This window comes from Xanthomonas sp. WHRI 1810A, assembly GCF_040202885.1.
Lineage (GTDB): Bacteria > Pseudomonadota > Gammaproteobacteria > Pseudomonadales > Pseudomonadaceae > Aquipseudomonas.
This window is the reverse complement of record NZ_JBEGED010000016.1, coordinates 71,129-95,110: the sequence shown is the minus strand read 5'-3', so window position 1 is coordinate 95,110 and position 23,982 is coordinate 71,129. Positions and strand designations below refer to the sequence as shown.

The 23,982-nt window shown below is 64.6% G+C and carries 20 protein-coding genes; 16 read left to right on the top strand and 4 right to left on the bottom strand.

All coding sequences use genetic code 11. The features are described 5' to 3' along the window. Window positions 1-821: 821 nt before the first annotated feature. The 4 genes from ABQX22_RS21385 to gcvA form a co-directional block, all read right to left on the bottom strand. The gene (locus tag ABQX22_RS21385) at window positions 822-1,601 is read right to left on the bottom strand and encodes a carboxymuconolactone decarboxylase family protein (protein WP_349801858.1); all 780 of its coding nucleotides are present in this window, start codon (window positions 1,599-1,601) and stop codon (window positions 822-824) included. Window positions 1,602-1,819: 218 nt separating this feature from the next. Continuing rightward, window positions 1,820-2,581 (bottom strand): SDR family oxidoreductase, encoded by a 762-nt coding sequence (locus tag ABQX22_RS21380; RefSeq protein ID WP_349801857.1) that lies wholly within the window; start codon window positions 2,579-2,581, stop codon window positions 1,820-1,822. 62 nt (window positions 2,582-2,643) lie between these two features. Beyond that, entirely contained in the window at window positions 2,644-3,471 is an 828-nt protein-coding gene (locus ABQX22_RS21375; protein WP_349801856.1) for a DMT family transporter, read from the bottom strand. Between the two features lie 67 nt (window positions 3,472-3,538). Next, window positions 3,539-4,450 carry a transcriptional regulator GcvA gene (gene gcvA, locus ABQX22_RS21370; RefSeq protein ID WP_349801855.1) on the bottom strand — a complete coding sequence of 304 codons (912 nt, stop codon included), beginning with the start codon at window positions 4,448-4,450 and terminating at the stop codon, window positions 3,539-3,541. A 323-nt stretch (window positions 4,451-4,773) separates the two neighbouring features. Here gcvA and ABQX22_RS21365 point away from each other — a divergent pair, with 323 nt between their 5' ends. The 16 genes from ABQX22_RS21365 (at window position 4,774) to ABQX22_RS21290 (ending at window position 23,510) form a co-directional block, all read left to right on the top strand. Then, a complete protein-coding gene (locus ABQX22_RS21365; protein ID WP_349801854.1) occupies window positions 4,774-5,286 on the top strand; it encodes an RNA polymerase sigma factor in 513 nt (170 codons plus the stop codon). Next, window positions 5,283-6,203 carry a FecR family protein gene (locus ABQX22_RS21360; protein ID WP_349801853.1) on the top strand — a complete coding sequence of 307 codons (921 nt, stop codon included), beginning with the start codon at window positions 5,283-5,285 and terminating at the stop codon, window positions 6,201-6,203. Before ABQX22_RS21365 ends, ABQX22_RS21360 begins: the two co-directional genes overlap by 4 nt. A gap of 99 nt (window positions 6,204-6,302) precedes the next feature. Beyond that, complete coding sequence (locus tag ABQX22_RS21355; protein ID WP_349801852.1) at window positions 6,303-8,753, top strand: TonB-dependent siderophore receptor; 2,451 nt, start codon at window positions 6,303-6,305, stop codon at window positions 8,751-8,753. 918 nt (window positions 8,754-9,671) lie between these two features. Continuing rightward, window positions 9,672-10,586, top strand: coding sequence for a LysR family transcriptional regulator (locus tag ABQX22_RS21350; protein WP_349801851.1), 915 nt, complete (start codon window positions 9,672-9,674; stop codon window positions 10,584-10,586). Between the two features lie 119 nt (window positions 10,587-10,705). Then, the gene (rutD, locus tag ABQX22_RS21345) at window positions 10,706-11,527 is read left to right on the top strand and encodes a pyrimidine utilization protein D (RefSeq protein ID WP_349801850.1); all 822 of its coding nucleotides are present in this window, start codon (window positions 10,706-10,708) and stop codon (window positions 11,525-11,527) included. A 14-nt stretch (window positions 11,528-11,541) separates the two neighbouring features. Then, complete coding sequence (locus tag ABQX22_RS21340) at window positions 11,542-12,660, top strand: LLM class flavin-dependent oxidoreductase (RefSeq protein ID WP_349801849.1); 1,119 nt, start codon at window positions 11,542-11,544, stop codon at window positions 12,658-12,660. Next, window positions 12,660-13,055: a RidA family protein gene (locus ABQX22_RS21335; protein ID WP_349801848.1), complete on the top strand. Its 396-nt coding sequence runs from the start codon at window positions 12,660-12,662 to the stop codon at window positions 13,053-13,055. The genes ABQX22_RS21340 and ABQX22_RS21335 overlap by 1 nt, the downstream gene beginning before the upstream one ends. 59 nt (window positions 13,056-13,114) lie before the next feature. After that, entirely contained in the window at window positions 13,115-14,092 is a 978-nt protein-coding gene (locus tag ABQX22_RS21330; protein ID WP_349801847.1) for a BMP family protein, read from the top strand. Between the two features lie 5 nt (window positions 14,093-14,097). Then, window positions 14,098-15,606 carry an ABC transporter ATP-binding protein gene (locus ABQX22_RS21325; protein WP_349801846.1) on the top strand — a complete coding sequence of 503 codons (1,509 nt, stop codon included), beginning with the start codon at window positions 14,098-14,100 and terminating at the stop codon, window positions 15,604-15,606. After that, on the top strand, window positions 15,599-16,684 hold the full coding sequence (locus tag ABQX22_RS21320; protein WP_349801845.1) for an ABC transporter permease: 1,086 nt from the start codon (window positions 15,599-15,601) through the stop codon (window positions 16,682-16,684). Before ABQX22_RS21325 ends, ABQX22_RS21320 begins: the two co-directional genes overlap by 8 nt. Continuing rightward, complete coding sequence (locus tag ABQX22_RS21315) at window positions 16,666-17,607, top strand: ABC transporter permease (protein ID WP_349801844.1); 942 nt, start codon at window positions 16,666-16,668, stop codon at window positions 17,605-17,607. The genes ABQX22_RS21320 and ABQX22_RS21315 overlap by 19 nt, the downstream gene beginning before the upstream one ends. A gap of 310 nt (window positions 17,608-17,917) precedes the next feature. Beyond that, window positions 17,918-18,319 carry a Rid family hydrolase gene (locus ABQX22_RS21310; protein WP_349801843.1) on the top strand — a complete coding sequence of 134 codons (402 nt, stop codon included), beginning with the start codon at window positions 17,918-17,920 and terminating at the stop codon, window positions 18,317-18,319. Between the two features lie 56 nt (window positions 18,320-18,375). Continuing rightward, a complete protein-coding gene (locus ABQX22_RS21305) occupies window positions 18,376-19,383 on the top strand; it encodes an aldo/keto reductase (protein WP_349801842.1) in 1,008 nt (335 codons plus the stop codon). A 37-nt stretch (window positions 19,384-19,420) separates the two neighbouring features. Beyond that, window positions 19,421-20,011 (top strand): malonic semialdehyde reductase, encoded by a 591-nt coding sequence (locus ABQX22_RS21300; RefSeq protein ID WP_349801841.1) that lies wholly within the window; start codon window positions 19,421-19,423, stop codon window positions 20,009-20,011. A 26-nt stretch (window positions 20,012-20,037) separates the two neighbouring features. Beyond that, the gene (gene rutF / locus ABQX22_RS21295; protein ID WP_349801840.1) at window positions 20,038-20,577 is read left to right on the top strand and encodes an NADH-dependent FMN reductase RutF; all 540 of its coding nucleotides are present in this window, start codon (window positions 20,038-20,040) and stop codon (window positions 20,575-20,577) included. A 140-nt stretch (window positions 20,578-20,717) separates the two neighbouring features. Next, complete coding sequence (locus tag ABQX22_RS21290) at window positions 20,718-23,510, top strand: ATP-binding protein (RefSeq protein WP_349801839.1); 2,793 nt, start codon at window positions 20,718-20,720, stop codon at window positions 23,508-23,510. The last annotated feature ends 472 nt before the right edge of the window (window positions 23,511-23,982 follow it).

Below are 23,982 nucleotides of genomic sequence, written 5' to 3'. Positions count from 1 at the left end.
GACTGCTGCGCAGCCCATCGTCCGATTGCGGCCCAGAGACAAGCTACGCTCCCACGGCCTCCGGCCAGAATCAAAAGCTGAGCACACGCCGATCTGCTTCTGCCCGGAGGGCGTGGGAGCGTGGCTTGTCCCGCGATCTGGTGCGCAGCGCCAGCAAACCCAGCGAAAGCGGTCTGCCTGACCCACCCCGGGCGCATGGTTTCAGGACTGCTGCGCAGCCCATCGTCCGATTGCGGCCCAGAGACAAGCTACGCTCCCACGGCCTCCGGCCAGAATCAAAAGCCTGAGCCTGCGCCGATCCGCTTCTGCCCGGAGGGCGTGGGAGCGTGGCTTGTCCCGCGATCTGGTGCGCAGCGCCAGCAAACCCAGCGAATGCGGTCTTCCTGACCCACCTCGGGCGCATGATTTCAGGACTGCTGCGCAGCCCATCGCGAGCAAGCTACGCTCCCACGGCCTCCGGCCAGAATCAAAAGCCTGAGCGCACGCCAATCCGCTTCTGCCGACGGCGTGGGAGCGTGCGCCGATCCGCTTCTGCCCGGAGGGCGTGGGAGCGTGGCTTGTCCCGCGATCTGGTGCGCAGCGCCAGCAAAACCTGCAGATGTGGTCTACGTCCGATTGCGGCCCAGAGACAAGCTGCGCTCCCATGGCCTCCGGCCAGAATCAAAAGCCTGAGCGCACGCCGATCCGCTTCTGCCGACGGCGTGGGAGGGAGCTTGCTCGCGATCTGCCGGGCACCGGCAGCAAACCCTGTAAATGCGATCCGTCTGAGCCACCTCGGGCGCATGATTTCAAGACTGCCCCCAACGGGACGATCAGTCGACTCAGCCCTGAGTACGGCGCGACGCAAACACCTCCTTCAACACCGGCACGGCGGACATCGCCTTCGGCCAGCCCACGTAGAACGCCAGGTGCGTCACTACCTCACCGGCCTGGCGTTCGGTCAAGCCTTCGTCCATGGCGCGGTTGAGGTGGAACGGCAGCTGCGCGACCTGGCCCTGGGTGATGAGCGACGCGACGGTGATCAGGCTGCGGTCGCGGGCGGTCAGGTGGGTCTGGCGCCACAGGTCGCCGAACAGGACATCGTCGGTGTAGCGCGCCAGTTCCGGGGCCACGCTGCCAACGGCGGCGGCCACCGCCGCCTTACGCCTGGATTCGCTGGCCGGGTCCAGCGTCAGGGGCTCGGTGGGCGGCGGGGTCAGCTGGTCGGCGGGTATGCCGCGCTCGTCAAACACCTGCTTCGCCACACCCACCGCCGACATCGCGTTGGGCCAACCAGCGTAGAACGCCAGATGAGTGATCAGTGCGCTGATTTCAATGGGCTTAAGACCGTTGTCCAGCCCCAGCTTCAGGTGAGCGGTCAACTGGGCCGACTGGCCGGCACTGACCAGCGCCGCCACGGTGATGAGGCTGCGGTCGCGGCGCGCCAGTTCCTGGCGTTTCCAGACTTCGCCGAACAACAACTCGGTGGTGTAGTGATACAGCTGCGGGGTGATTTCCAATACATCCTGCGACGGTTTCGGGTCGGGTTTGCCGCCTCCCGAATTGCCTTCAGCGACGGCGGCGAACAACAGCGAGGCGAACGCGGTTCCGAGTAACTTCATGTGGGGCACCTGAGCAATGAATGGCTGGTCGGCCGTGCCCGGGGGTGATCCGTCGAGGCAGGAAACGGCTCTCACCGGAAAGCCACCGAAGGGGGCACGGTCATTGAGCGTGACGGTAAACCAGTCCCTCGCCCTTAACTACCCGCCCCAGGCGGCATGCCTTGATGAGCCTGATGCATGAATCCGCCGAGGCGTCTGCCCCATCGCCTGTTCGTGGATCATTTGCCGCCGGTGACATCCAGAAAAGTGCCGGTGATGAAGGAGGCCTCGGCACTGGCCAGCCACAGGATCGCCCGGGCCACTTCGTCCGGCTGACCGCCGCGGCCCATGGGGATCGACTCCTTGACCCGGTCCACGCGTCCAGGCTCTCCGCCGCTGGCATGCATCTCGGTATAGATATGGCCGGGGCGCACGCAATTGACCCGGATGCCGTCGCGGGCGACTTCCTTGGCGAAGCCGATGGTGAACGTCTCCAACGCGCCTTTGGACGCGGCGTAGTCGACGTACTCGTTGGGGCTGCCGAGCCGGGCGGCGGCCGAAGAGACGTTGATCACCACCCCGCCCGCCCCGTCGTGCCGCGTCGACATGCGCTTGACCGCTTGCTGGGCGCAAAGGATCGGGCCGATGGCATTGACCGCAAACATCCGCTGCATCCGCTCGAACCCCAGGTCTTCCAGCCGCGACTGCGGTAAAAGGATCGCCGCGTTGTTGACCAGCACATCGATGCGCCCGAACGTCCGGTCAATGGCGGCGAACAGATCAGCGACCTGCTGCGGATCAGCACTGTCGGCCCGGACCGCCAACGCCCTGCGCCCCAGGGCTTCGATGTCTGCCACCACCGCCAGGGCGGCCGCTTCATTGGCCACGAAGCTGATCGCCACATCAAAACCGCGCTCGGCTGCCAGCCGCGCCGTTGCAGCGCCGACGCCACGGCTGCCTCCGGTGATCAGAATCAGGGGTGCCTGGGGAGCTGTGTCCATTTTGCGAACCTCATGGGTGAGTGGGTAGATGTGATGCCCGACATGCTCGGGACAGTGCCGGGTCAGCCAATGATGATCGTACCGATGGCGATGACCGCGCAGGCCAGGAGCTTGCGCAGGTTCAGGCTTTCGCCGAGGAACAGATAGCCAATCAACGCGGCGAACAGGACGCTGGTTTCCCGCAGGGCTGAGACCGCGCCCATGGGTGCGGCGGACATGGCATAGATGACGATCCCGTACGCCAGCAGCGAAACCAGTCCGCCGAAAAACGCCGTGCCGAATCCCAGTCGCAGGGTGAACAGGCTCTTGGCGTCGCGCAGGCCGATGTAGACCATGGGCATCAGCACGCCCCACATGGCGCACATCCAGACCGTGTAGGCCATGGGCGCGCCGGACAAGCGCACGCCAATGCCATCCGTCACGCTGTAGGCGGCGATGAAACAGCCGGTGCCCAACGCGTACGGCAGGCTGGGCACCGCCAGCTGTCGGCCTTTGAAGGCCAGGGAAATGATCCCGCCCGACACCAGCGCAATGCCCAGCAACGCGCTGGTGCTGACGGTCTCGCCGGCAAACAGCGAGGCGCCGAGGGTGATGAGAATCGGTGAAGAGCCGCGAGCGATGGGATAAGTCTGCCCCAGGTCGCCCACCTTGTAGCTGCGCACCAGGAACAGGTTATAACCGATATGCAGCAGCGCCGAGAGCACGGCGTAGAACCAGCTGGCCTGTGCCGGGGGCGTCAGGAACAGCGCCATGACAATACTGGCCAGCGCCACCGCCAGGCACATGACCGTCATCGACCACAGTCTGTCGGCGCCACCGCGCAGGAGTGCGTTCCAACTGGCATGCAGGAGCGCGGCGAAAAGGATGAGTACAACGATATGAATAGGCATGCGCCATCCTAGGCACGTCGAGGGCGGGACAAAAGCGAACTCCTTTCATCCGGCCATGAGTAAAAGCTCATGGCTCACGATAGCTGTGCTGCGCCGTGCCTGATTCGCTCAGCAGCCAGTTGCGGAAATTGACGATATGAGGTTGCGCTTCGAGCCCTTTGGGGCAGACAAAATAGTAGGCCACCGGCGACGGGAACGGCACGTCGAACAGCCGGATGAGGCTGCCATCGGCCAGTTCGCTTTCAACGTGTCCGCTGCGGGCCAGCGCCACGCCCTGGCCCAGCAGCGCGGCTTCAATGGTCATGTTGGTGTCTGCGAAACGGACCGTTTCCTTGAGCGCGGAGATCCCCACGCCGACCTGCTGAAACCACAATTCCCACTTCGGCACCAGATCGGCGCCGGCCCGTGTCAGCAGCGGATAGCGTAATAACTCGGCCGGCTCTTGAGGCGCGCCGAAGCGGGTCAGCAGATCAGGACTGGCCACCGGAAATATCTGCTCCCTGAACAGGAACTCACTATGCAGGCCCGGGTAATTACCGCTGCCCAAACGAATTGCCACGTCCGGGTCGGCGCTGGAAAACTGGATGGCCGTGTCCGTGCTGTCCAGCGTCACCAGGATTTCCGGGTGTTGCTGGGACAGCACCGGCAAACGGGGCAGCAACCACTTCAGCGCAAATGAATACGTCGTGCTGACCGTCAGCCGCACGCGGCCGTTCTGCTCGCGCAGGTCCGAAAGCGTCGCCTCCAGTTTCATGAAGAATTCGCGCACGATGGGCGCCAGCGCTGCACCTTCGGGTGTCAGGGTCAGCGACTTGCCGCGCTGGAACAACGGCAAACCCCACAGCGCTTCGAGGTGCTTGAGCTGATGACTGACGGCGCTCTGGGTGACGTGCAACTCTTGCGACGCGGACGTGAAGGTCGCGTGCCGGGTCGCCACCTCAAAGGCGCGCAACGTGGCGGTGGGCGGCAGATCTCTCATGGTGTTGTGCTCTGTGGCTCTTGATGAAACAACCTGCCCGGTGAACGACGTACGCAGTGCCGTGTACCACGGACTGCCGCTCGGTCCGGAAAAAACACTCATCCTATCAGCCGGGCCGGGGCCGTTCATATGCACTCGCCAATGAAAGCGCCATCGTGGATGGCATTTTGAAAACTGTGCGAATAGTAATTCTTCCCATTTGCACTCAGCTCTCGAAGCTCTTATCCTTCCAGTCCTACGGCGCCGTCTGACAACGATTGCGCCGCTTGGCTGACACCTGTTGCCAACAGGTCAGCAAGCCGCTGGCGGCAGGACTGGAAACAATGAACTGGAACGGAATCAACCTCAGGTGGGCCTACACCGATCTGCTGCTCAGCCTCAGCCGGCAAACCCGCTGCGTGCATGGCGCCTACGACATTCTGCACGACGCCTTCATCCGATACGTTCTGGCCAGCCAGCGCATCACCATCGACCAGCCCAATGCCTACCTGCGGCAGGTCGCTCATTCGGTCCTGATCGACCATTACCGGCACGCCGCCCGCTATGTCGCCCTCACGGATGACGACGGCACTCTGCTCCGGCATGCCAACGTCCGCGACGACTTCGCACCCTCCCCCGAACACCTGGCCGATTTGCAGCAACGTCTCGAAGCCCTGCAGCGCATTCTCGATTGCCTGCCGCTTCGCTGCCGCGAAGTGTTCTGGCTGGCGCGCATCGAAGGCCATCGCCAGGCCCACATCGCCACGATGCTGGGCATCAGCCTGAACATGGTGGAACGGCACCTGATCCGCGCCTTGCTCGATTTGCGCGGTGCCCGCGAAGCGCTCTGCCCATGAGTTGCGCGCGGGAACAGGCGGCCTTCTGGTTTACCCGCTTGCTGGATGTGCCCGACGATCATCAGGATCGCGCCCGGTTCGATCACTGGCTGCGTGCCGACCCTGAGCATCGGGCCGAGTATCAGGCGTTCTGCGAGTTGTGGGGCGACCTGGCCTCGACCCGCAAGACCGAAACCCTGGCGCAGCAGATGGAACACCACCGTGGCCGGCGGCGATTTCTGCGCAGTGGCGTGCTCGGGCTGGCGGGTATGGTGATCGCAGGGTTTTCCTGGCGTCATGGGAGCGCCGATGTGTACGAGTGCCAGTTGAGCACGGCAAAAGGCGAACGCCAGCACCATCACCTGCCCGACGGGTCCGGCCTGTCCCTGGGCGCCGACACCCGCATTCACGTGCGTTACGACGGGCTACAGCGCCAGCTGTTTCTATTGCAGGGCGAGGCGATTTTCGACGTAGCCCGCGACGTTGAGCGGCCTTTCGTGGTGGACGGAGGGCTGGCACGGGTGACAGTGCTGGGCACGCGTTTTGTGGTCAATCGCTTGCACGACCGGCTGCGGGTGAGTGTCGAACGAGGCAGGGTGCAGGTGGACGCCGAGCCCTCCCGCCTGCAACTGAACGCCGGTGACGTGGCGCAGATCGTACGCGGCGACAGCCTGCGGCGGCTGACGCTGCCCGCCGACAACGCGTTCGCGTTCGCACGCGGGCGATTGATCTTCACCAAGGCCGACCTGTCGGAAATCGCTGACAGCCTGTCGCGCTATCGTGATGGGCCGGTCATCAACGTGCCTGGCAAACCATCGCCGTCCATTACTGCAGTGGTGCAGCTCACCGACATTGACAGTTTCCTCGCTGCCCTGCCCGCCATCGCCCCCGTGGAAATTACCCAGCTGGCCGGGACCACGCAAATGCGGGCTCGTTAAGGCCGTAAAGCGGACGATTGAAATATGTATATGCCGAGACATCAGGGTTTTTCAGGCTACCGCGTCATCAGGTAACCGCTATCCAAACGAGAAGACCCCATGCATCGTCATCCCTTGAAAACACTGGTGCTTGCCGCGTCAGTGGCCATGACCGGTCACGCCCTGGCAGCGCCGGTGGCCTTTGATTTACCGTCGCAGCCGCTGGCGACCTCGCTTCGGCAACTGGGTGAACGCGCGGGGCTGACGATCGCGGCGGACGACGGCATCGTGGCGCAGCGCAGTGCGCCCGCCCTCAAGGGCAACCTTGAACCTCTGGACGCACTGCAGCGTTTGCTCGATGGCAGCGGCCTGACCTGGCAGCAGCAGGGCTCGACCCTGGTGATATCCCCACGCAGGGACAGCATCGTAGAGTTAGGCAGCACCCGCGTCGAAGGTCAGGGCATGGGCCAGGCCACGGAAAATTCGGGGTCGTACACCACCGGCCTGACCAGCGTAGGTTCCAAGACCCCGGCCAGCCTGCGCCAGACACCGCAGTCGATTTCCATCGTCAGCCAGCAGTTGATGGTCGACCAGCAAATGACCGACATCAACGACGCCATGCGCGCCACGCCGGGCATCACGGTGCAGAACAATACGTACCGTACCTTTGACATTTTGTCCCGTGGCTTCGCGATCCAGAACTTCCAGCTCGACGGCGCCGCGCCCATGGCTCAGGGCAGTTCCCTGGGCAGCTTTTATTCCTCCAACATTTACGATCTGGCTGAATTCGACCATATCGAAGTGCTGCGAGGGTCCGCGGCCCTGTTCGGCGGCACCGGTGATCCTGGGGGGTTGGTCAACATGGTGCGCAAGCGGCCGATGGACGCCTATCAGTTGAAGCTCACCGCGTCGGCGGGCAGCTGGGACAACTATCGCCAGGAACTGGACATCACCGGGCCCATTGCCTTCGACGGCAAGTTGCGCGGACGCATGGTGGTGGCCAACACCGATCGCCAGTATTTCACCGACAACCGCAGCACCGAAAAGCCATTCGTCTATGGCGTGCTGGAGGCCGACGTGACCGATGACACGATGCTGACCGCTGGCATCCGTTACAACAAGTCCCATGAGAACGGCACGCAAAACTCAGTGCCTCGCTACCTGGACGGCTCCGACATCGGCCTGCCACGGCACACCAGCCTGGGCGAAAACTGGGCCTACACCGACGCCACCGGGCGCGAAGTGTTTGCCAAGATCGACCACCAGCTGTCCGAAGACTGGAAGCTCAACGTCTCCTACACGGATCTGTGGGACGTGGGCTACTTCAAAACCACCACCGCCAATGGCGTGGGCATCAATAAGACTACCGGTGCAGGCCTGACCTGGTTCGGCAGCTCCGCCAAACAGGAAAACCAGCAACGCATGCTGGACACTAACCTGTCCGGCACCTTTCAGCTGTTCGGCCTGCAACACGATCTGGTGGTCGGCGCCGATTATCAGGAAATCACCAGTCGCTGGCTGGGCACTGGCCGCTACCCCAGCGCAGGCGGCCCGTTGAACCCTTTCGATCCCGACAGCACGCCGTTCGCCGAGCCACCCAATGACCGCAATTACACCCGCGACTACAACCCCAACGACCAGAAGCAGTACGGCCTGTATGGCAGCCTGCGCCTGCAGCTCGCCGAGCCGTTGCATTTGATTCTGGGCGCACGGGTACAGCGCTATCAATTCGAGCAGACCTACCAGACCCGGGTCGGCAGCACCTGGACCACGCAGTCGACCATCGACATGCGCGAGCCGACCAAGGTCACGCCATACGGTGGCCTGGTCTATGACTTGAGCAATGAGTGGTCGGTCTATGGCAGCTACTCGGAAATCTACAAGCCACAAGTCAGCCTGTTGCAGGGGCCGCTGCCGGGCTCCTCAATGGACGCGATGGAAGGCAAGACCTATGAAACCGGCTTGAAAGGCGAACTGTTTGGCGGCACGGTCAATACCAACATCGCGCTGTACTACACCAAACGCGAGAACCAGGGCGTGCGCGACCCCGCCTACCCGATCAACGATTACGCCTTCTCCGGCAGTTGCTGCTGGCTGGATCAGGGGGAAGTCGCGAGCAAGGGGGTGGACCTGGAAATCTCCGGTGAAGTCCTGCCCGACTGGATGCTGATGGCCGGCTACACCTATAACAACAACCGCAACCGCAACGCCAAGGCGCCGATCAGCACCCAGACGCCCAAGCACCTGTTCAAGCTGTTCTCGACTTATCGCCTGCCGGGCGTGCTGTCGGACTTCAAGGTCGGTGGCGGCGTCAACCTGCAAAGCTCCAACTACTACAGCGGCACCGTCACCGCCAATGGCGCCACCAATGCCTACGACTTCACCCAGGCGGGTTACGCGGTCTGGAACGCTCTGGCCGAGTACCGAGTGGACGAGCACTGGACCGTGACCTACAACGCCAACAACCTCTTCGACAAAACCTACTACGCCACTGTCGGCTCCACCGCCGCGACCAATTGGTACGGCGACCCCCGCAACCAGATGCTGACCCTGCGCGGGACGTTCTGGTAAGCGAGGGTTTGGGCGCAGGCCGTTGCAGCCCACCTGATCGTTCCTCACGCTCCGCGTGGGAATACCGTGCTCGACGCTCCGCGTCACTGGGACGCGGAGCGTCCAAAGCACCGTGATCGCGCAAAGCGTAGGCACGATCACCGCTTTTGATTCTGGCCGCAGGCCGTGGGAGCGTGGCTTGTCCCGCGATGGGCCGGGGTCGCTTCCGACTGCGAAGCAGCCCTGAACCAGACGCCTGCGGTGGGTCAGGCAGATACGCGTTTGCAGGTTTCGGGGCCGCTGCGCAGCCCATCGCGACCGTCGTAACCTCCGATGGCTCCTACGCCCTCCGGGCAGAAGCGGGCATCGCGGCGCAGCACACCTGATCGTTCCTCACGCTCCGCGTGGGAATGCCGTGCCAGACGCTCCGCGTCACCGCCTTTGATTCTGGCCGCAGGCCGTGGGAGCGTGGCTTGTCCCGCGATGGGCTGCGAAGCGGCCCTGAAACCAGACGCCTGCGGTGGGTCAGGCAGATCCGCGTTTGCAGGTTTTGGGGCCGCTACGCAGCCCATCGCGACCGTCGTAACCTCCGATGGCTCCTACGCCCTCCGGGCAGAAGCGGGAATCGCGGCGCAGCGCATCTGATCGTTCCTCACGCTCCGCGTGGGAATGCCGTGCCCGACGCTCCGCGTCACCGGGACGCGGAGCGTCCAAAGCGCCGTGATCGCGCGGCGCGTGGGCACGATCGACCATGGTCTGGCACCGCACACTCGATCATCTCGCCAACAGGCACAGCTTATGCATAACACCCCCACACCCATTCGGGTGTAGACAGCGAAGTACCTGGCCAGACTCACGGCCCGGCATTGATCCGTCTGTCCCGTTGATCAAATCGCAACAGTCGCCGCACGCGCGGCCTGAGCCGTACTGGAGCTTTTCTTGAATTTCACCGCGTTCCGCTACTTCAACGAAGTGGCCCACACCAAAGCGATCCGGCGCGCGGCCGATCGGTTGCATGTCACCCCGTCCGCCGTGAGCCGGCAGATGTCATTGCTGGAACACGACCTCGGCGTCCCCCTGCTGGAACGCACCAACACCGGAGTCGAGCTGACCGCCGCCGGGGTCATGCTGGAGCGCTACACCCGCACCCTGTTCCGCGACCTGGAACGGGTGCGCGAAGGCATTGCCGCGTTCCGTTCCCTGGACCAGGGCGAGGTGAAGATCCACGCCATGGAGGGCGTGCTGTCGAGCTTTCTGCCGGAGACCATCGCCGCCTTTCTCGACCTGCACCCAGGCATCGACTTCCAGATCACCACGTGCTCCAGCGACCTGATCGTCGAAGCGCTGATCCGCGACGAAACCGACATCGGCATCATCTACAACCCCGAACTGCGTTTTGAAATCGACGTGGTCGCCGAGCGCAAGGAACCGGTGGTCTGCCTGGTCGCGCGGCACCATGCCTTGGCCAATCAGTCGCTGGTGACCATGGAGCAGTTGTGCCGGACCTCCCTCGCCCTGCCCCGGCAAAGCTTCGGCTTGCGCCAGCTGTTCGACCGCACCCCCGAGGCCCGGCAGTTCAAGCCGCGTATCGTCATCGAAGCCAACAACCTGGACATCCTGCGCGCCACCGCTGTGCTAGGGGTCTGCGTCACCATCGGCCCGGAGATTTCCGCGCGTCGCGAGATCGACGCGGGCCTGCTGGTGGCGATTCCCATCGACCTTGCGTCGTTCAGAAACGTGCGCTCGGCGGTCTGCGTGCACCAGGAAAGGGTGCCCAGCTACGCCACCAACGCGTTCCTCAAGTTTCTCAAGGACCGTTTTCCCCTCGGTGCGCCAACATCCCCGGCGTTCTAATTCGGGCAACACGGCATGCAGCAATCCCGGCTACGTCCCGCCGCCAGCCCCGTGCAATAAATAGTCATCCGCGAATGTCAGGACTGCCACTCGCGCCGAAACCGAACAGGGGAAGCACGATGCCGAGCATTTTCACCAATGGAATCCAGACCCATTACGAGATCAGTGGGCGTGGACCGGCGCTGGTGTTCGTCTCTGGGCTGGGCGGCGCGGGCGCTTATTGGAAACCCCAGATCGAGGTGTTCGCCAGGGACTTTACCGTAGTGACCTACGACCAGCGCGGCGCCGGCATGTCGGACCATCCCGATGAGCCGTACAGCATCGGCACCCTGGCCGATGACCTGCACGCGCTGATCCTGGCGCTGGCACTGGACCGCCCGGTGTTGATCGGCCACTCCACCGGCGGGGCCATCGGCCAGTTACTGGCGGCCAGCGAGCCGGATCTGCTGGCGGGCATGATCCTGTACGCCAGCTGGTCCAAGTCCGACGCGCATTTCAATTGGTGTTTCCGCATGCGCCGCACCCTGCTGGAAACCACCTCGCTGGAAGAATATGTCCACGGCAGTGCGTTGTTTCTCTACCCGCCCGAATACATCCGGGCCAATGCCGACGCCTTGTCCCCGGCGCTGCTGGCCTCGGTCGCGCGCTTTCCGGCCCGGGAAATCGTGCTGCGCCGCATCGACGCGATCATGGCCCATGACGCCACCGCGCAGCTGTCGAAAATCACCACCCCGACCCTGGTGGTCTGCGCCAACGACGACATCCTCACCCCGCCCTACCAGTCACGGCTGCTGGCCGACGCCATTCCCGGCGCCGAGCTGACCATCGTGCCCCAGGGCGGACACAGTTTTTCAGAAACCGAAACCGACACGTTCAATCGACTCGCCCTCGACTTCGTGGCGCGGACCGGTCTCGCATCCATTGACGCCTCAGTCATTTGAATCAGGAGTTCAGCATGCTTGGCAACGACCCCAACAGCGTGGAATTCGGCGTTTTCCTGCCGGTGGGCAACGGCGGCTGGATCACCTCCACCACCAGCCCTCAACTGCCGGCGACCTACGACTACAACAAGGAGGTCACGATCCTCGCCGAAAACCTGGGCTTTGACTTCGCCCTGTCCATGGCCAAGTGGCGCGGCTACGGCGGCCCGTCGCAACACTGGGACGTGACCCTGGAAAGCCTGACCACCATGGCCGGCCTGGCCGAAGCCACCCGTCGCATCGGCGTCTGGGGCACCGTGCACACCATGGTCTTTCACCCGGCGGTGGTGGCCAAGATGTCGGCCGTGCTGGATCAGATTTCCAAGGGCCGTTTCGGCCTGAACATCGTCTCCGGTTCCAACCCCACCGACCAGGGCCAGATGGGCCTGTGGGCGGACCTGGATCACGCCCAGCGCTACGAAATGGCCGAGGAATGGCTCACCGTGCTCAAGCGCCTCTGGACCGAAGACCGCGTTAATCACAAGGGCAAGCACTACGAGCTGACCGACTGCATGTCCAACCCCAAGCCCGTCACTCCGCCGCCGATCATCTGCGCCGGCGGTTCGGACACCGGCTTTCTGTTCACCATGAAGAACTGCACCGGCAGCTTCATGCTCGGCTCCGACCACGACGACTTCATCAAGACCGGCCGCCGCGCCAAGGAGCTGGCAGCGCAACAAGGCAAGCCGGACTTCAAGACCTACGGCCTGTTCACCATCGTCCCCGGTGCCACCGATGCCGAGGCCCGCGAGCGCGTGGCATTGTACGACTCGGGCGTCGACACCATCGCCCTGGACAACCAGACCCGCGAGTACTCCGGCGACAAGAGCTTCAAGCAAAACACCATGGCCCAGCGCTTCGTCTCCCAGGGTGAGCAGCGCAACTCCATGACCCGCGCCGCGCTGGTGGGCTCACCGGAAACCATCGGCATCAAGCTCGCTGAAATCATCAAGGGTGCGCAGCTGGACGGCGTCACGGTCATCGTCCCGGACTTCATCGACGACCTGCGCATCGTCGGCACCGACGTGCTGGAAGTGCTGGAACTCAACGGTGTGCAGACCAACGCACGCGCCTACCAGAAGGGACTGCGTTGATGAAGAACGGTCCCGTCAACCCCGCCGGCCTCAAGCAGCAGACTTACTACAACCACGCCGTGGTGCGTGCCGGGCAGCCGGTATTCCTCACCGGCCAGGTGGCCTGGGACGCGGACGGCAACGTGGTCGGCAAAGGCGACATCGACGCTCAGGCGCAAAAAATCTGGGCCAACATCGCCCTGGCACTGGACGCGTTCGGGGTGGGCCCGCAGGCCATCGTCAAGCTCAACACCTACGCGCTGTCACGGGACACCATCCCGGCCCTGCACCGCGCCCGCACTGCGTTCTTCGCCGGGCATGACTTGCCGGCGAGCACCTTTGTCGTGGTTGCCGGGCTCGCCGATCCGGACCTGCTGGCCGAGATCGACGTGACCCTGATCCTGCCGCTGGACTGAACACCTCATTCACGCCAAAACCCCTTGCCACGCGTCGCGGTGCGACCAGGAGCCTCGAAATGAAACGCTTCGACATGAAAGTTCACGCACTGTTAGCCATGGCGGCCACCACGGCCGTCGGTGTTGGCTCGCTGGCCCAGGCCGCCGAGGCGCCCCGTGTGGCGGCGCTGTTTACCCAGACTGTCACTCAGGGCACGTGGGACTCGGCAGGCTACGCCGGGTTCAAGGCCATGGCCGACAAGGGCGGCTTCAAACCCAGCTACCTGGAAAACACCTCCTACGAAGCGGCGCCAGCGGCCTTGCGCCAACTGGCCTCGGACGGCGTCAAGCTGATCATCGCGCACTCGTCGGGCTATTCGGCGGCGATCAAGGAAGTGGCGCCCTCCTACCCCGGCACCCAGTTCGTGCTCTATTCCTACGAAGGCAGCACCGCCAACCTGCCCAACTACTCCGCCTGGTCAGTGGACTGGGATGAATACGGCTTCGTGCTCGGTGCCCTGGCCGCCTCGGCGAGCAAGGCCGGTCACATCGCAGTGATTGCCGGCGAGCCGATTCCGTCGGCGGAACGCACCATCCAGTTCATCAAGAAGGGCGCGGCGTACGTCAACCCGAACGTGCAGGTCGATACCGCGTACGTCGGCTCGTTTGTCGACGTGGCGCGGGCCAAGGAGATCGCCACCGGGGTGATCGCGCGCGGCGCCGACTTCGTGATTCCCACCGCCGACACGGCCGACGCCGGCATCCAGCAGGCGGCCGACGAGGAAGGCGTGCTGACCATCGGTTCCTATGGTGATCAGTCCAAGGCCTACCCCAATGCGGTGATGACCTCGACGCTGATGAACTTCGGCAAATCCTACGCCGACATCGGCAAGGCCTACGCCGACGGCAAGCTGGGCAACCGCATCGTCACCGAGAACCTGGCCTCCAACGGCTGGTCCCTGGTCACCCCGTTTGCCCACGTCGACGCCGGTGTGCAAGACAAGGTCGCGAAGGTCATGGAAGACCTCAAGGCCGGCAAGATTAAAATCGAAGAGTGACGCCCATGTCTGCCCCGGTCATCCAGCTCGATCACGTCTCCAAACGCTACGCCAACGGGTTTCTCGCCCTGGAAAACGTGTCCCTCACTTTTCACACCGGGGAGATTCACGCGTTGCTGGGCGAGAACGGGGCCGGCAAATCCACGCTGATGAACATTCTGTACGGCGTTCATGAGCCCAGCGAAGGCGGTGTGCTGATGCACGGCCGTCAGGTGATCCATCGTCGCCCCGCCGACGCCATCGCCAACGGCATCGGCATGGTCCACCAGCATTTCAAGCTGGTGATGCCGTTCACCGTGACTGAAAACCTGGCGCTGGTGGCCAAGGGCGCACGGCGTGGTGCGTTTCGGCGTCATGCCGATGTCCGGGCGTTCATGAAGCGCTACGGCGTCGATCTGGACCCGGCGGCGGTCGTCGGGCGATTGCCCCTGGCGCTGCAGCAACGGGTGGAGATTCTCAAGGCGCTGGTCAATGACAGCCGGGTCCTGCTGCTGGATGAACCGTCCACCATCCTGACCCCGGCCGAAATCGACAACCTCTACGCCACCCTGCGGCGCATTCGCGATCAAGGCACGGCGGTGGCGGTGGTCACGCACAACGTCGACGAGGTGCTGGCCCACGTCGACCGCTACACCGTGCTCAAGCGCGGGCGCACCAACGGCACCGGCCTGATCGTCGACACCACGTCCAGCGAGCTGGTGGAACGGATTGTCGGCCACGCGGTGTCCAACGCGGCGCGAATCGGCGCGCCACGGGTCGCCGGCCCTGAGCGCATGCGGCTGACCGGCGCCACCTTGCGGCCCAGCAGCGGCTCGCCGGGCTTGCAGCAGATCAACCTGACCCTGCACGCCAGCGAAGTCATCGGCGTCGCCGGGGTCGAGGGCAACGGTCAGACCGAGCTGTTCGAGGTGCTGGCCGGGCAGCGCCAGCCCGAGACCGGACAGGTGCAGCGCAGCCAGCCCGATGTCAGCGTGGCGGTGGTGCCTCAGGACCGTCATCACGAGGGGCTGTCGCTGGACTTGTCGGTGTCACAGAACCTGCTCTATCCGCGGATCATGCGCGGCGAATACCGCCGGACGGGCCTGCTGGATCACCGGGCCATCGGCGCACAGGCGCAGGTCATGATCACCGAGTCCGACATTCGCACGTATTCCCCTGCCACCCCGGCGCGCTCGCTGTCGGGGGGCAACCAGCAAAAAATCGTCGTGGCCCGGGCCATGGACCAGGCGGCCTCGATCATCGTGGTCTACCAGCCGACCCGGGGCCTGGACGTCGCCGCCGCCGAAGCCGTGTTGACCCGTCTGGCAACGGCCGCCGAGGCCGGCACCTGCGTGGTGGTCATCTCCTCGAACATCGAAGAACTGATCCGCGTCTCCGACCGGATCCTGGTGATCAACGGTGGGCGCATCACCGGCGAAGTCAGCGGCGCGGGGATGTCAGTCACGGCCATTGGCCCGCTGATGACCCAGGGCCGGCACACCCCCTCACCTGCTCTGGAGCCTGTCGATGCCTGAGTCAACACAACCGATGGTGGAGCTGCGCCGGCTATTGGCGCGGCTCAGCGTGCCGCTGTCGCTGAAGGTCACGCTGGGCGCGTTTGTAGGCTCGCTGCTGCTGGGCCTGGCGCTGATTGCGCTGCTGGGTTTCCCGGTGATCCCTGCGATTCGGGTGGCGGTGCAAGGGTCGTTCGGCGATGCCCGCGCGGTTGCCGACACCCTGGTGTTCATGACGCCCCGATTGCTGGTGGCCCTCGGCGCCCTGATCGCGATTCGCGGCGGGATGTTCAACCTGGGCGGTGAAGGTCAACTGCAGATGGGCGCGGTCGGCGCGATGCTGCCGTACCTGGCGTTCGGCGACATCGGCGTGGCCTTGCTGCCGCTGGCGATCCTCAGTGGCGCGCTGTGCGGTGCCATCTGGGGCGCCATCCCGGCGGTCTTGAAACTGTGGCGCGGCGCCGACGAGATCATCGTCACGTTGCTGATGAATTTCATCGCGATCTACTGCGTCAAGTACCTGGTGCAAGGCCCTATGCGCCCGGAAGGCTCGACCTTCAACATGTCGGCGCAACTGCCACGGGGCGGGATCTTCCCGCCCCTGATCGACGGCACCCGGCTGCACCTGGGCGTCATTCTCGCGGTGGTGATCGCCATCGGTATCTGGGTGCTGCTGCACCACACCGCGTTCGGTCTGAAATTGCGCGCCAGTGGGCAAAGCCCCGGTTTTGTTCGGCTGCAAGGTCAGTCGGCCGGCCGCACGATCCTGTCGAGCATGGCGCTGTCCGGTGCCATCGGCGGGCTGGCCGGGACCTTCGAAGTGCTGGGCGTGCAATACCGGCTGATCGACGGCTTCTCGTCGGGCCTCGGGTTCGAGGGTCTGGCGGTGGCGTTCCTCGCCGGGCTTGAGCCGTTCGGCGCGATTGTGGTCTCGCTGTACTTCGGCGCCATCAACAATGCGGCCCTGGCCCTGCAAAGCAGTCTGTCGATCCCGTCCGCCCTGGCCGACGTGCTCATCGGCCTGCCCATTCTGCTGCTGGCCGTGATCAGCGGCGTCATGCTCACCAAAGGAAAGCCCGTATGGACATCAACTCGGTAACCCTCGCGCTGTTTCTGGCCGCGGGCGTGCGGATGAGCGTGCCGGTGCTGCTGGCGGCCCTGGGGGAAGTGGTGTCGGAGCGCGCCGGTGTCTTCACCATTGGCCTGGAAGGCTTGATGCTGTTTGGCGCGGTGGCCTCGGCGGTGGGTCTGGCGATGACCGGTTCGCCGGTGGCGGCGCTGGCCATCGGCATGCTCGGCGGCATCATCGCGGCGGCGGTGCTGGCGCTGGGGACTGTGCTGGCCCGGGCCAACCAGATCGTGATGGGCATCGGTTTCAACCTGTTCGCCATGGGCACCACCTCGCTGATCCGCCAACTGGTGCTGGTGGACGCGCCGCCGGCGGGCTCGATGCGCGCGGTGACCATGATGAAGCTGCCGTGGCTGTCGGACCTGCCGGTGGTGGGCCGCGCCCTCTTCTCCCAGAGTCCGGTGTTTTATCTGACGGTGCTGCTGGCCGTGGCGCTGTGGCTGATGTTTCGTTTTACCCGGCTGGGGCTGTTGCTGCGCGCGGCGGGTGAAAACGCCTCCGCCCTGGACGCGGCCGGCCAGCCGGTGTCGGGCCTGCGCTTTGGTGCGACGCTGTTCACCGGGGTGCTGGCCGGTCTGGGCGGCGCGTACCTGTGCATCATTGCCTCGGGCGGGACCTTCATCGACGACATGACTGCGGGCCGCGGCTACCTCGCCATCGCCATTGCCATCTTCGCCCGGTGGATGCCGCTGCGCACCTTGATAGTCGCCCTGGCGTTGGGGCTGCTCGAAGCCCTGCAGTTCCAGGGGCAATACCTCGGCATCCAGATCGCCACCCCGCTGTTGATGGCCACCCCGTTCGTGGTCGCCCTCATCGCCTGGGTTGTCATGGGCCGCGCCGGTGCAGCCCCGGCGGATCTGGGCAGACCGTTTTTGCGGGGTGAGGGACGGTGATTGAACAGACAATCACAGAAACCAAATCAGAGCCCGACCCTGTGGGAACGGACTTGTCCGCGAAGAGGCCCATACGGGCGATGCATCTTCAGCGTCAGATACACCGCTATCGCGGGCAAGCGCGCTCCTACAACAGAGCCCGGGTGCAGCGCCGATTTCCGCCAGACGCCACATCTGTAGGAGCGCGCTTGCCCGCGAAGAGGCCTGTATCGGCGACACACATTCAGCGTCAGCAAGACCCGATTCGCGGATGAATCCGCTCCTGCAGGGCTTCATCTCTCATTGATATTCAGAAACAACGGAGCACGACATGAATCAGGCAATCAACCCCGCAGGCTGGATCATCGGCAAGACCGCCACCGGTCTCAATCATCTCAACTGGGGCATCAAGGCCGGCAACCATGTGTATGTGGCGGGCATGCTGTCCACCGACCCTGTGGATGGCAGTCTGGTGGGCGAAGGCGACATCGAAGTGCAGACCCGGCGCGTGCTGGACAGCATCAAAGTGGTGCTGGAAGCGGCCGGCAGCAGCATGGACCACGTCACCATGAACCAGATCTTCCTGCGCAACCTGGACGACTACCACGCGTTCAATGAAATCTACGTGACCTATTTCCCCACCCTGTTGCCGGCGCGCTTTTGCGTGAGGCTGGAAATGGTCAAGCCCGAGTTTCTGGTGGAAATCGCCTCGACCGCCGTCATCCCGGCCTGACCCACCGGCAGCCGCCGCGAGCATGCACCACCGAAAACCAACTGAGGGCGCTTTACATGCACTATCGATACCTGGGCCGCAGCGGGCTCAAAGTTTCAGAAATCTGCCTGGGCACCATGATGTTCGGCGGCGCCACCGATGACGCGACTTCCCGGCGGATCATCGCCAACGCGGCCGACAACGGCGTCAACTTCATCGACACCGCCGACCTGTACAACCAGGGCGAATCGGAACGCACCGTGGGCCGCGCCATTGTCGCCGAACGTGATCGCTGGGTGCTGGCCAGCAAGGTCGGCAACCCCATGGGCCAGGGCCCGAACCAGCGCGGCATGTCGCGCAAGTGGATCCGCGAAGCCGCCCACGCTTCGCTGCAACGCCTGGGCACCGATTACATCGACATTCTGTACATGCACAAGGCGGACTTCGACGCGCCGCTGGAAGAAATGGTGCTGGCGTTCGCCGACCTGATCCGCGAAGGCAAGATCGGCTATTTCGCCGTCTCCAACTTCAAGGCCTGGCGCATGGCCGAGACGGTGCGTCTGGCCCGTGAGGCCGGCATCGGCGGCCCGGTGGCGTCGCAGCCGCTCTATAACCTGGTCAATCGCGAGGCCGAGGTCGAGATTTTGCCCGCCGCCGCGCATTATGGCGTCGGCACCGTTTGCTACAGCCCGCTTGCACGAGGGATTCTTACCGGCAAATACCGTGAAGGCGCCGCACCCGACGCCGGCAGTCGCATCGCCCGCGCCGACCCGCGCATGCTGGAAGCCGAATGGCGCCCGGAATCGCTGGCGGTGGCCGCGAAGCTGGTAGCCTACGCCGAACAGACCGGCCGCCAACCGGCGCACCTGGCGCAGGCCTGGGCCATGCGTAACACCCAGGTCACCAGCACCCTGATCGGCCCGCGCACCTTCGAGCAATGGGAGGACGCACTCACCGCCCTCGCCTGCCCATGGACCGCCGAGGACGAACGCTTCTGTGACGCACTGGTCTCACCTGGCAAGAGTTCGACGCTGGGCCCGGTGGACCCGCATCACCCGATTGAAGGCCGTACGCCGCGACTGTGATCGCCGCACCGCTTATCCACGACAAAAAGGACACGCCATGAAAGGCCCCCTGAGTGATGAAACCCTGGCCGTGCTGTTCACGCAGGCGCGCAGCCATAACGGCTGGACCGACGAGCCGGTCTCGGACGCCGTTCTGCACAGCCTCTACGACCTGCTGAAAATGGCCCCGACGTCGGCCAATTGCTCGCCGGGGCGCTTCGTGTTCCTGCGCACCCCCGAAGCCAAGACACGGCTGGCACCGGCGCTGTCCAAGGGCAACCTGGAAAAAACCATGACCGCCCCGGTGACCGTCATCGTCGCGTGGGACAAAGCCTTTTTCGAGCAGCTGCCGATGCTGTTCCCCCACGCCGATGCCAAAAGCTGGTTCACCCACAGCCCGGAAGCGGCGCACGAAACGGCGTTTCGCAACGGCTCGCTGCAAGGGGCTTACCTGATCCTGGCCGCCCGCGCCTTGGGCCTGGACGCCGGCGCGTTGTCCGGCTTCGACGCCAGGGCGGTGGATGCCGAATTCTTCGCTGACTCCACATGGACCTCGAACTTCATCATCAACCTGGGCCATGGCGACCCGACAAAAGTCTTCGGCCGCCTGCCCCGGCTGGCGTTCGATCAAGCCTGTACGCTGCTTTGAAACCTACCTGTATGAGGTCACCCGACATGCCTGCCACGCCTGCTGTGATGAACGATACCGTGAGCGCGGTCGATCCGGTCGCGCTGACCAAAGCTGATTTCCGCAACGCCATGTCGCGCCTGGGCGCGGCGGTGAACATCATCACCACCGACGGCCCCGGCGGCCGCGCGGGCTTTACCGCCTCGGCGGTGTGCAGCGTCACCGACGAGCCGCCGAGCCTGCTGGTCTGCCTGAACCGCAGCGCCTCGGTGTACGAGACGTTCAAGGCCAATAACGTGCTGTGCGTGAACGTCCTGGCGCCCGGTCATCAGGCCATTTCCAACCTGTTCGGTGGCAAGACTTCCATGGAGGAGCGCTTCGCCGCAGCCAGCTGGTCACTGGGTCAGACCGGTTCTCCGATCCTGGAAGAAGCCAGTGTGTCCTTCGATTGCCGGCTGACACAAATCACCGAAGTCGGCACCCACGACATCCTGATCTGTGAAGTGATCGCCATCACACTGAGCGAACAAAACCGCAGCCTGATCTACTTTGGCCGTCAATACCACGAGCTGTCGGTGGACAACTGAGCGCAGCCCGAAGCAATCCGCAACATCTGCAGCGGCGCGCTTAAAACAGTCATTAAGCCGCTGGATACTGCCGTGTACCGAAACTGAGACAATCAAGCGCTGGCCATGCGCTTGGGCGTCCTCATTCCCGAAGGTACGCAATGAATCTCGACAGACCCAGCGCCGGACAAGCTATCACTGACACCGACCGCGGCATTCCGGTCCCGGATGACGCGATCTGTTTCGGCCCGTTTGTCCTCATCCCCCAACATCACGTGCTGCTGAAAAACGGCGAACCGGTCGCCCTGGGCAGCCGCGCCATGCTTCTGTTGATTGCCCTGGCCAGCCGTGCCGGCGAACTGCTGGACAAAGCTGAGCTGCTGTCCCTGGCGTGGCCCAAAGTGGTGGTCGAAGAATGCAACCTGCGGGCGCAGATCCTGACCTTGCGCCGGGCACTGGGCGATAACCCGGACTTCGGCTGCATCGCCACCGTGCCCGGACGCGGCTACCGTTTCGTCGCGCCGATCAACCCGCTGCCTGTCCCCCCACCCTTGCCCGCGCCGCAATCGAGTCTGCAACCCCGACCGCCCTCCCGGCGGATCTTTGGCCAGGACGCACTGTTGCGTTCGCTGGATGCTCAATTGGCAGACTGCCGCTTCGTCACCCTCACCGGCCACGCGGGCACGGGCAAGACCACCGTCGCCCTGGCATTGGCCAACCGGATGCTGCCGCAGTTTGCCCAGGGCGTGCGCTTTATTGACCTGACGCCGGTCAGCCGCGGGCCGTTGGTGCATGTGGCCATCGCTGAGGCCCTGGGGATCGATTACAGCCTCGGCGAGCCACTGCAGCTGATCGGTCAGCGCCTGGCGAGCAGCCAGGCGCTGCTGATTCTGGACACCTGCGAGCACGTGCTGGAAGACGCCGCGACCGCGATCGAAAGGATCCTGCACCAGGCGCCGCACTGCGCCGTGCTGGTCACCAGCCGTGAACCGTTGCGGGCCGACGGCGAATTCGTCCACGACCTGGCCCCGCTGCCGTTTCCGCCTGAAAACATTCAATTGGCCACCGCCCAGGCGCTGACCTATCCCGCCGTCCAGTTGCTGGTCGAGCGCATGGCGGCCCATGACCTGGACTACCTGTTCACCGATCAGGATGTGCCGGCGGCCGCCGCCATCTGCCGCAAACTGGACGGCAATCCGCTGGCCATCGAAATCGCCGCGGCCCGGGTACGTGCCTTTGGTATCGAGCCGCTGGTGGACATGCTCGACGGCAGCTTTCGCCTGCACATGACCGGCCGCCGCACCGCCCTGCCCCGTCATCGCACCCTGAGTGCCGCGCTGGACTGGACGTACGGCATGCTCTCGCCGGTCGAACAAGCGATGTTTCGTCAGCTGTCGGTGTTCACCGGGCTGTTCACCCTGGCCGCCGTGGACGCGGTGATTGACGTCGAGGCCCAGGACCGCGCGCATCGGGTTGAACAGCTGATGGACAAGTCGCTGGTGATGGCCCGGGAACAGGGGGCCGCCCAGCGTTATCGGCTGCTGGAAACCACGCGGCTGTACGCGGCGCACAAGCTGTCGGAAGCGCAAGAAACCGATGCCACGGCGCAGCGTCACGCGCGCTGGACGCTGGAGGAACTCAAGACCTCGGTGCAGGACCTGGTGCACACCACGCCGCCCGCATGGCTGGCGCGGTATGGCGCGGAGGTCGACAGCGTCCGTGCCGCGCTGGCCTGGGCCTACTCGCCCTCGGGGGATCTGGCGCTGGCGGTGGAGCTGACACTGGTCAGCGTGCCGCTGTGGTTGCGCCTGTCCCTGACCGACGAATGCCATGACTGGGTCAGCCGCGGCCTGCAATCCACCGCACAACGGACACCGGCTCGCCAGCACCAGCGTATGTTTTTGCTGACGGCGTCGGCCAGCGTCCGGGTCCTGGCCTATGGCGGCGGGGCCAGGATTCGTGAGGCGTGGCTGCACGTCCTCGAACATGCCCGGGCGTTGAACGACACCGAACACCAGCTGCGCGCGCTGTGGGGGTTGTGGAACGACCGCAGTTGCCAGAACCAGTACGTGGCGGCCCTGGATCTGGCCGAGCAGTATTTGGCGCTCAGCCAGCGCGGCCACCACAGCGACCGCCAGTTGCTTGGCCTGCGGATGCGCGCCAACGCGCTATTCCACATGGGCCGCCTGGGCGCCGCCCGGACGTCGGTGATCGAGGCGTTGAGTTCGCCGTTGTCCGCGAACACGCACCTGATCGACCTGCATTTCGACCAGCGCATCGCCGCGCAATCGCTCAAGGCGCAGATCCAGTTGCTGCAGGGCGAGGTCGGCCCGGCGCTGTTGGCGCTGGAGAATAATGTCGGCCAGGCCATCACCCTCAACCACCCCGCCACGCTCTGGTACACCTTGTGCCTGAGTGCCATCCCGACCACGTTGCTGATGGGCCATCTGCAGCAAGCGCGGGATTACCTGGCGGTGCTGAACGACAGCCTCGTGGGGCATGAGCTGTATGTGTGGCGACAGTTTGCGCGCTGCTTCGACGATATCCTGCTGATCCGCCAGGGCGCCCCTGAAGACGGCGTGCCGCGTCTGGGCGAAGGCTTGGCGCAATTGAGGCAACAGGGGGACAGCCCGCTGCACAGCCTGTTCCGCAGCGAATACGCACAAGGGTTGGCCCTGCTCGGGCTGGAGGATCGGGCACTGCAGGTGATCGACCAGACCCTGCACACCGCGCGAGGTCGCGAGGAGCGCTGGTTCGTTCCGGAATTGCTGCGCATCAAGGCCCGTATCCTGCTCCGGCGTGAAACACCGCCACTGGCCCAGGCCCAGCGCCTGCTGCAAGAAGCCCGGCACGAAGCCCGGGACCAGGGCGCCCACTTCTGGACCGCCCGCATCACCGCCGACCTCGAGCGGTTGCAGCAGGTGGAGCCCGGTGCGCTGCTGCCGCAGGCCTGACAGCATCGCGAGCAAGCTCCCTCCCACGGCCTGCGGCCAGCATCAAACGCCTGAGCGCCACTGATCGTACCCACGCTCCGCGTGGGCACGGCGCTTCGGACGCTCCGCGTCCACTTTGACGCGGAGCGTCGGGTGCGGCATTCCCACGCGGAGCGTGAGGAACGATCAGGTGCCAATCCCGATAGTCGCTGTTGATCGTACCCACGCCCCGCGTGGGCACGGCGCTTCGGACGCTCCGCGTCCCGCTGACGCGGAGCGTCAGGCGCGGCATTCCCACGCGGAGCGTGAGGAACGATCAGGTGCCAATCCCGATAGTCGCTGTTGATCGTACCCACGCTCCGCGTGGGCACGGCACTTCGGACGCTCCGCGTCCCGCTGACGCGGAGCGTCAGGCACGGCATTCCCACGCGGAGCGTGAGGAACGATCAGGTGCCAATCCCGATAGTCGCTGTTGATCGTACCCACGCTCCGC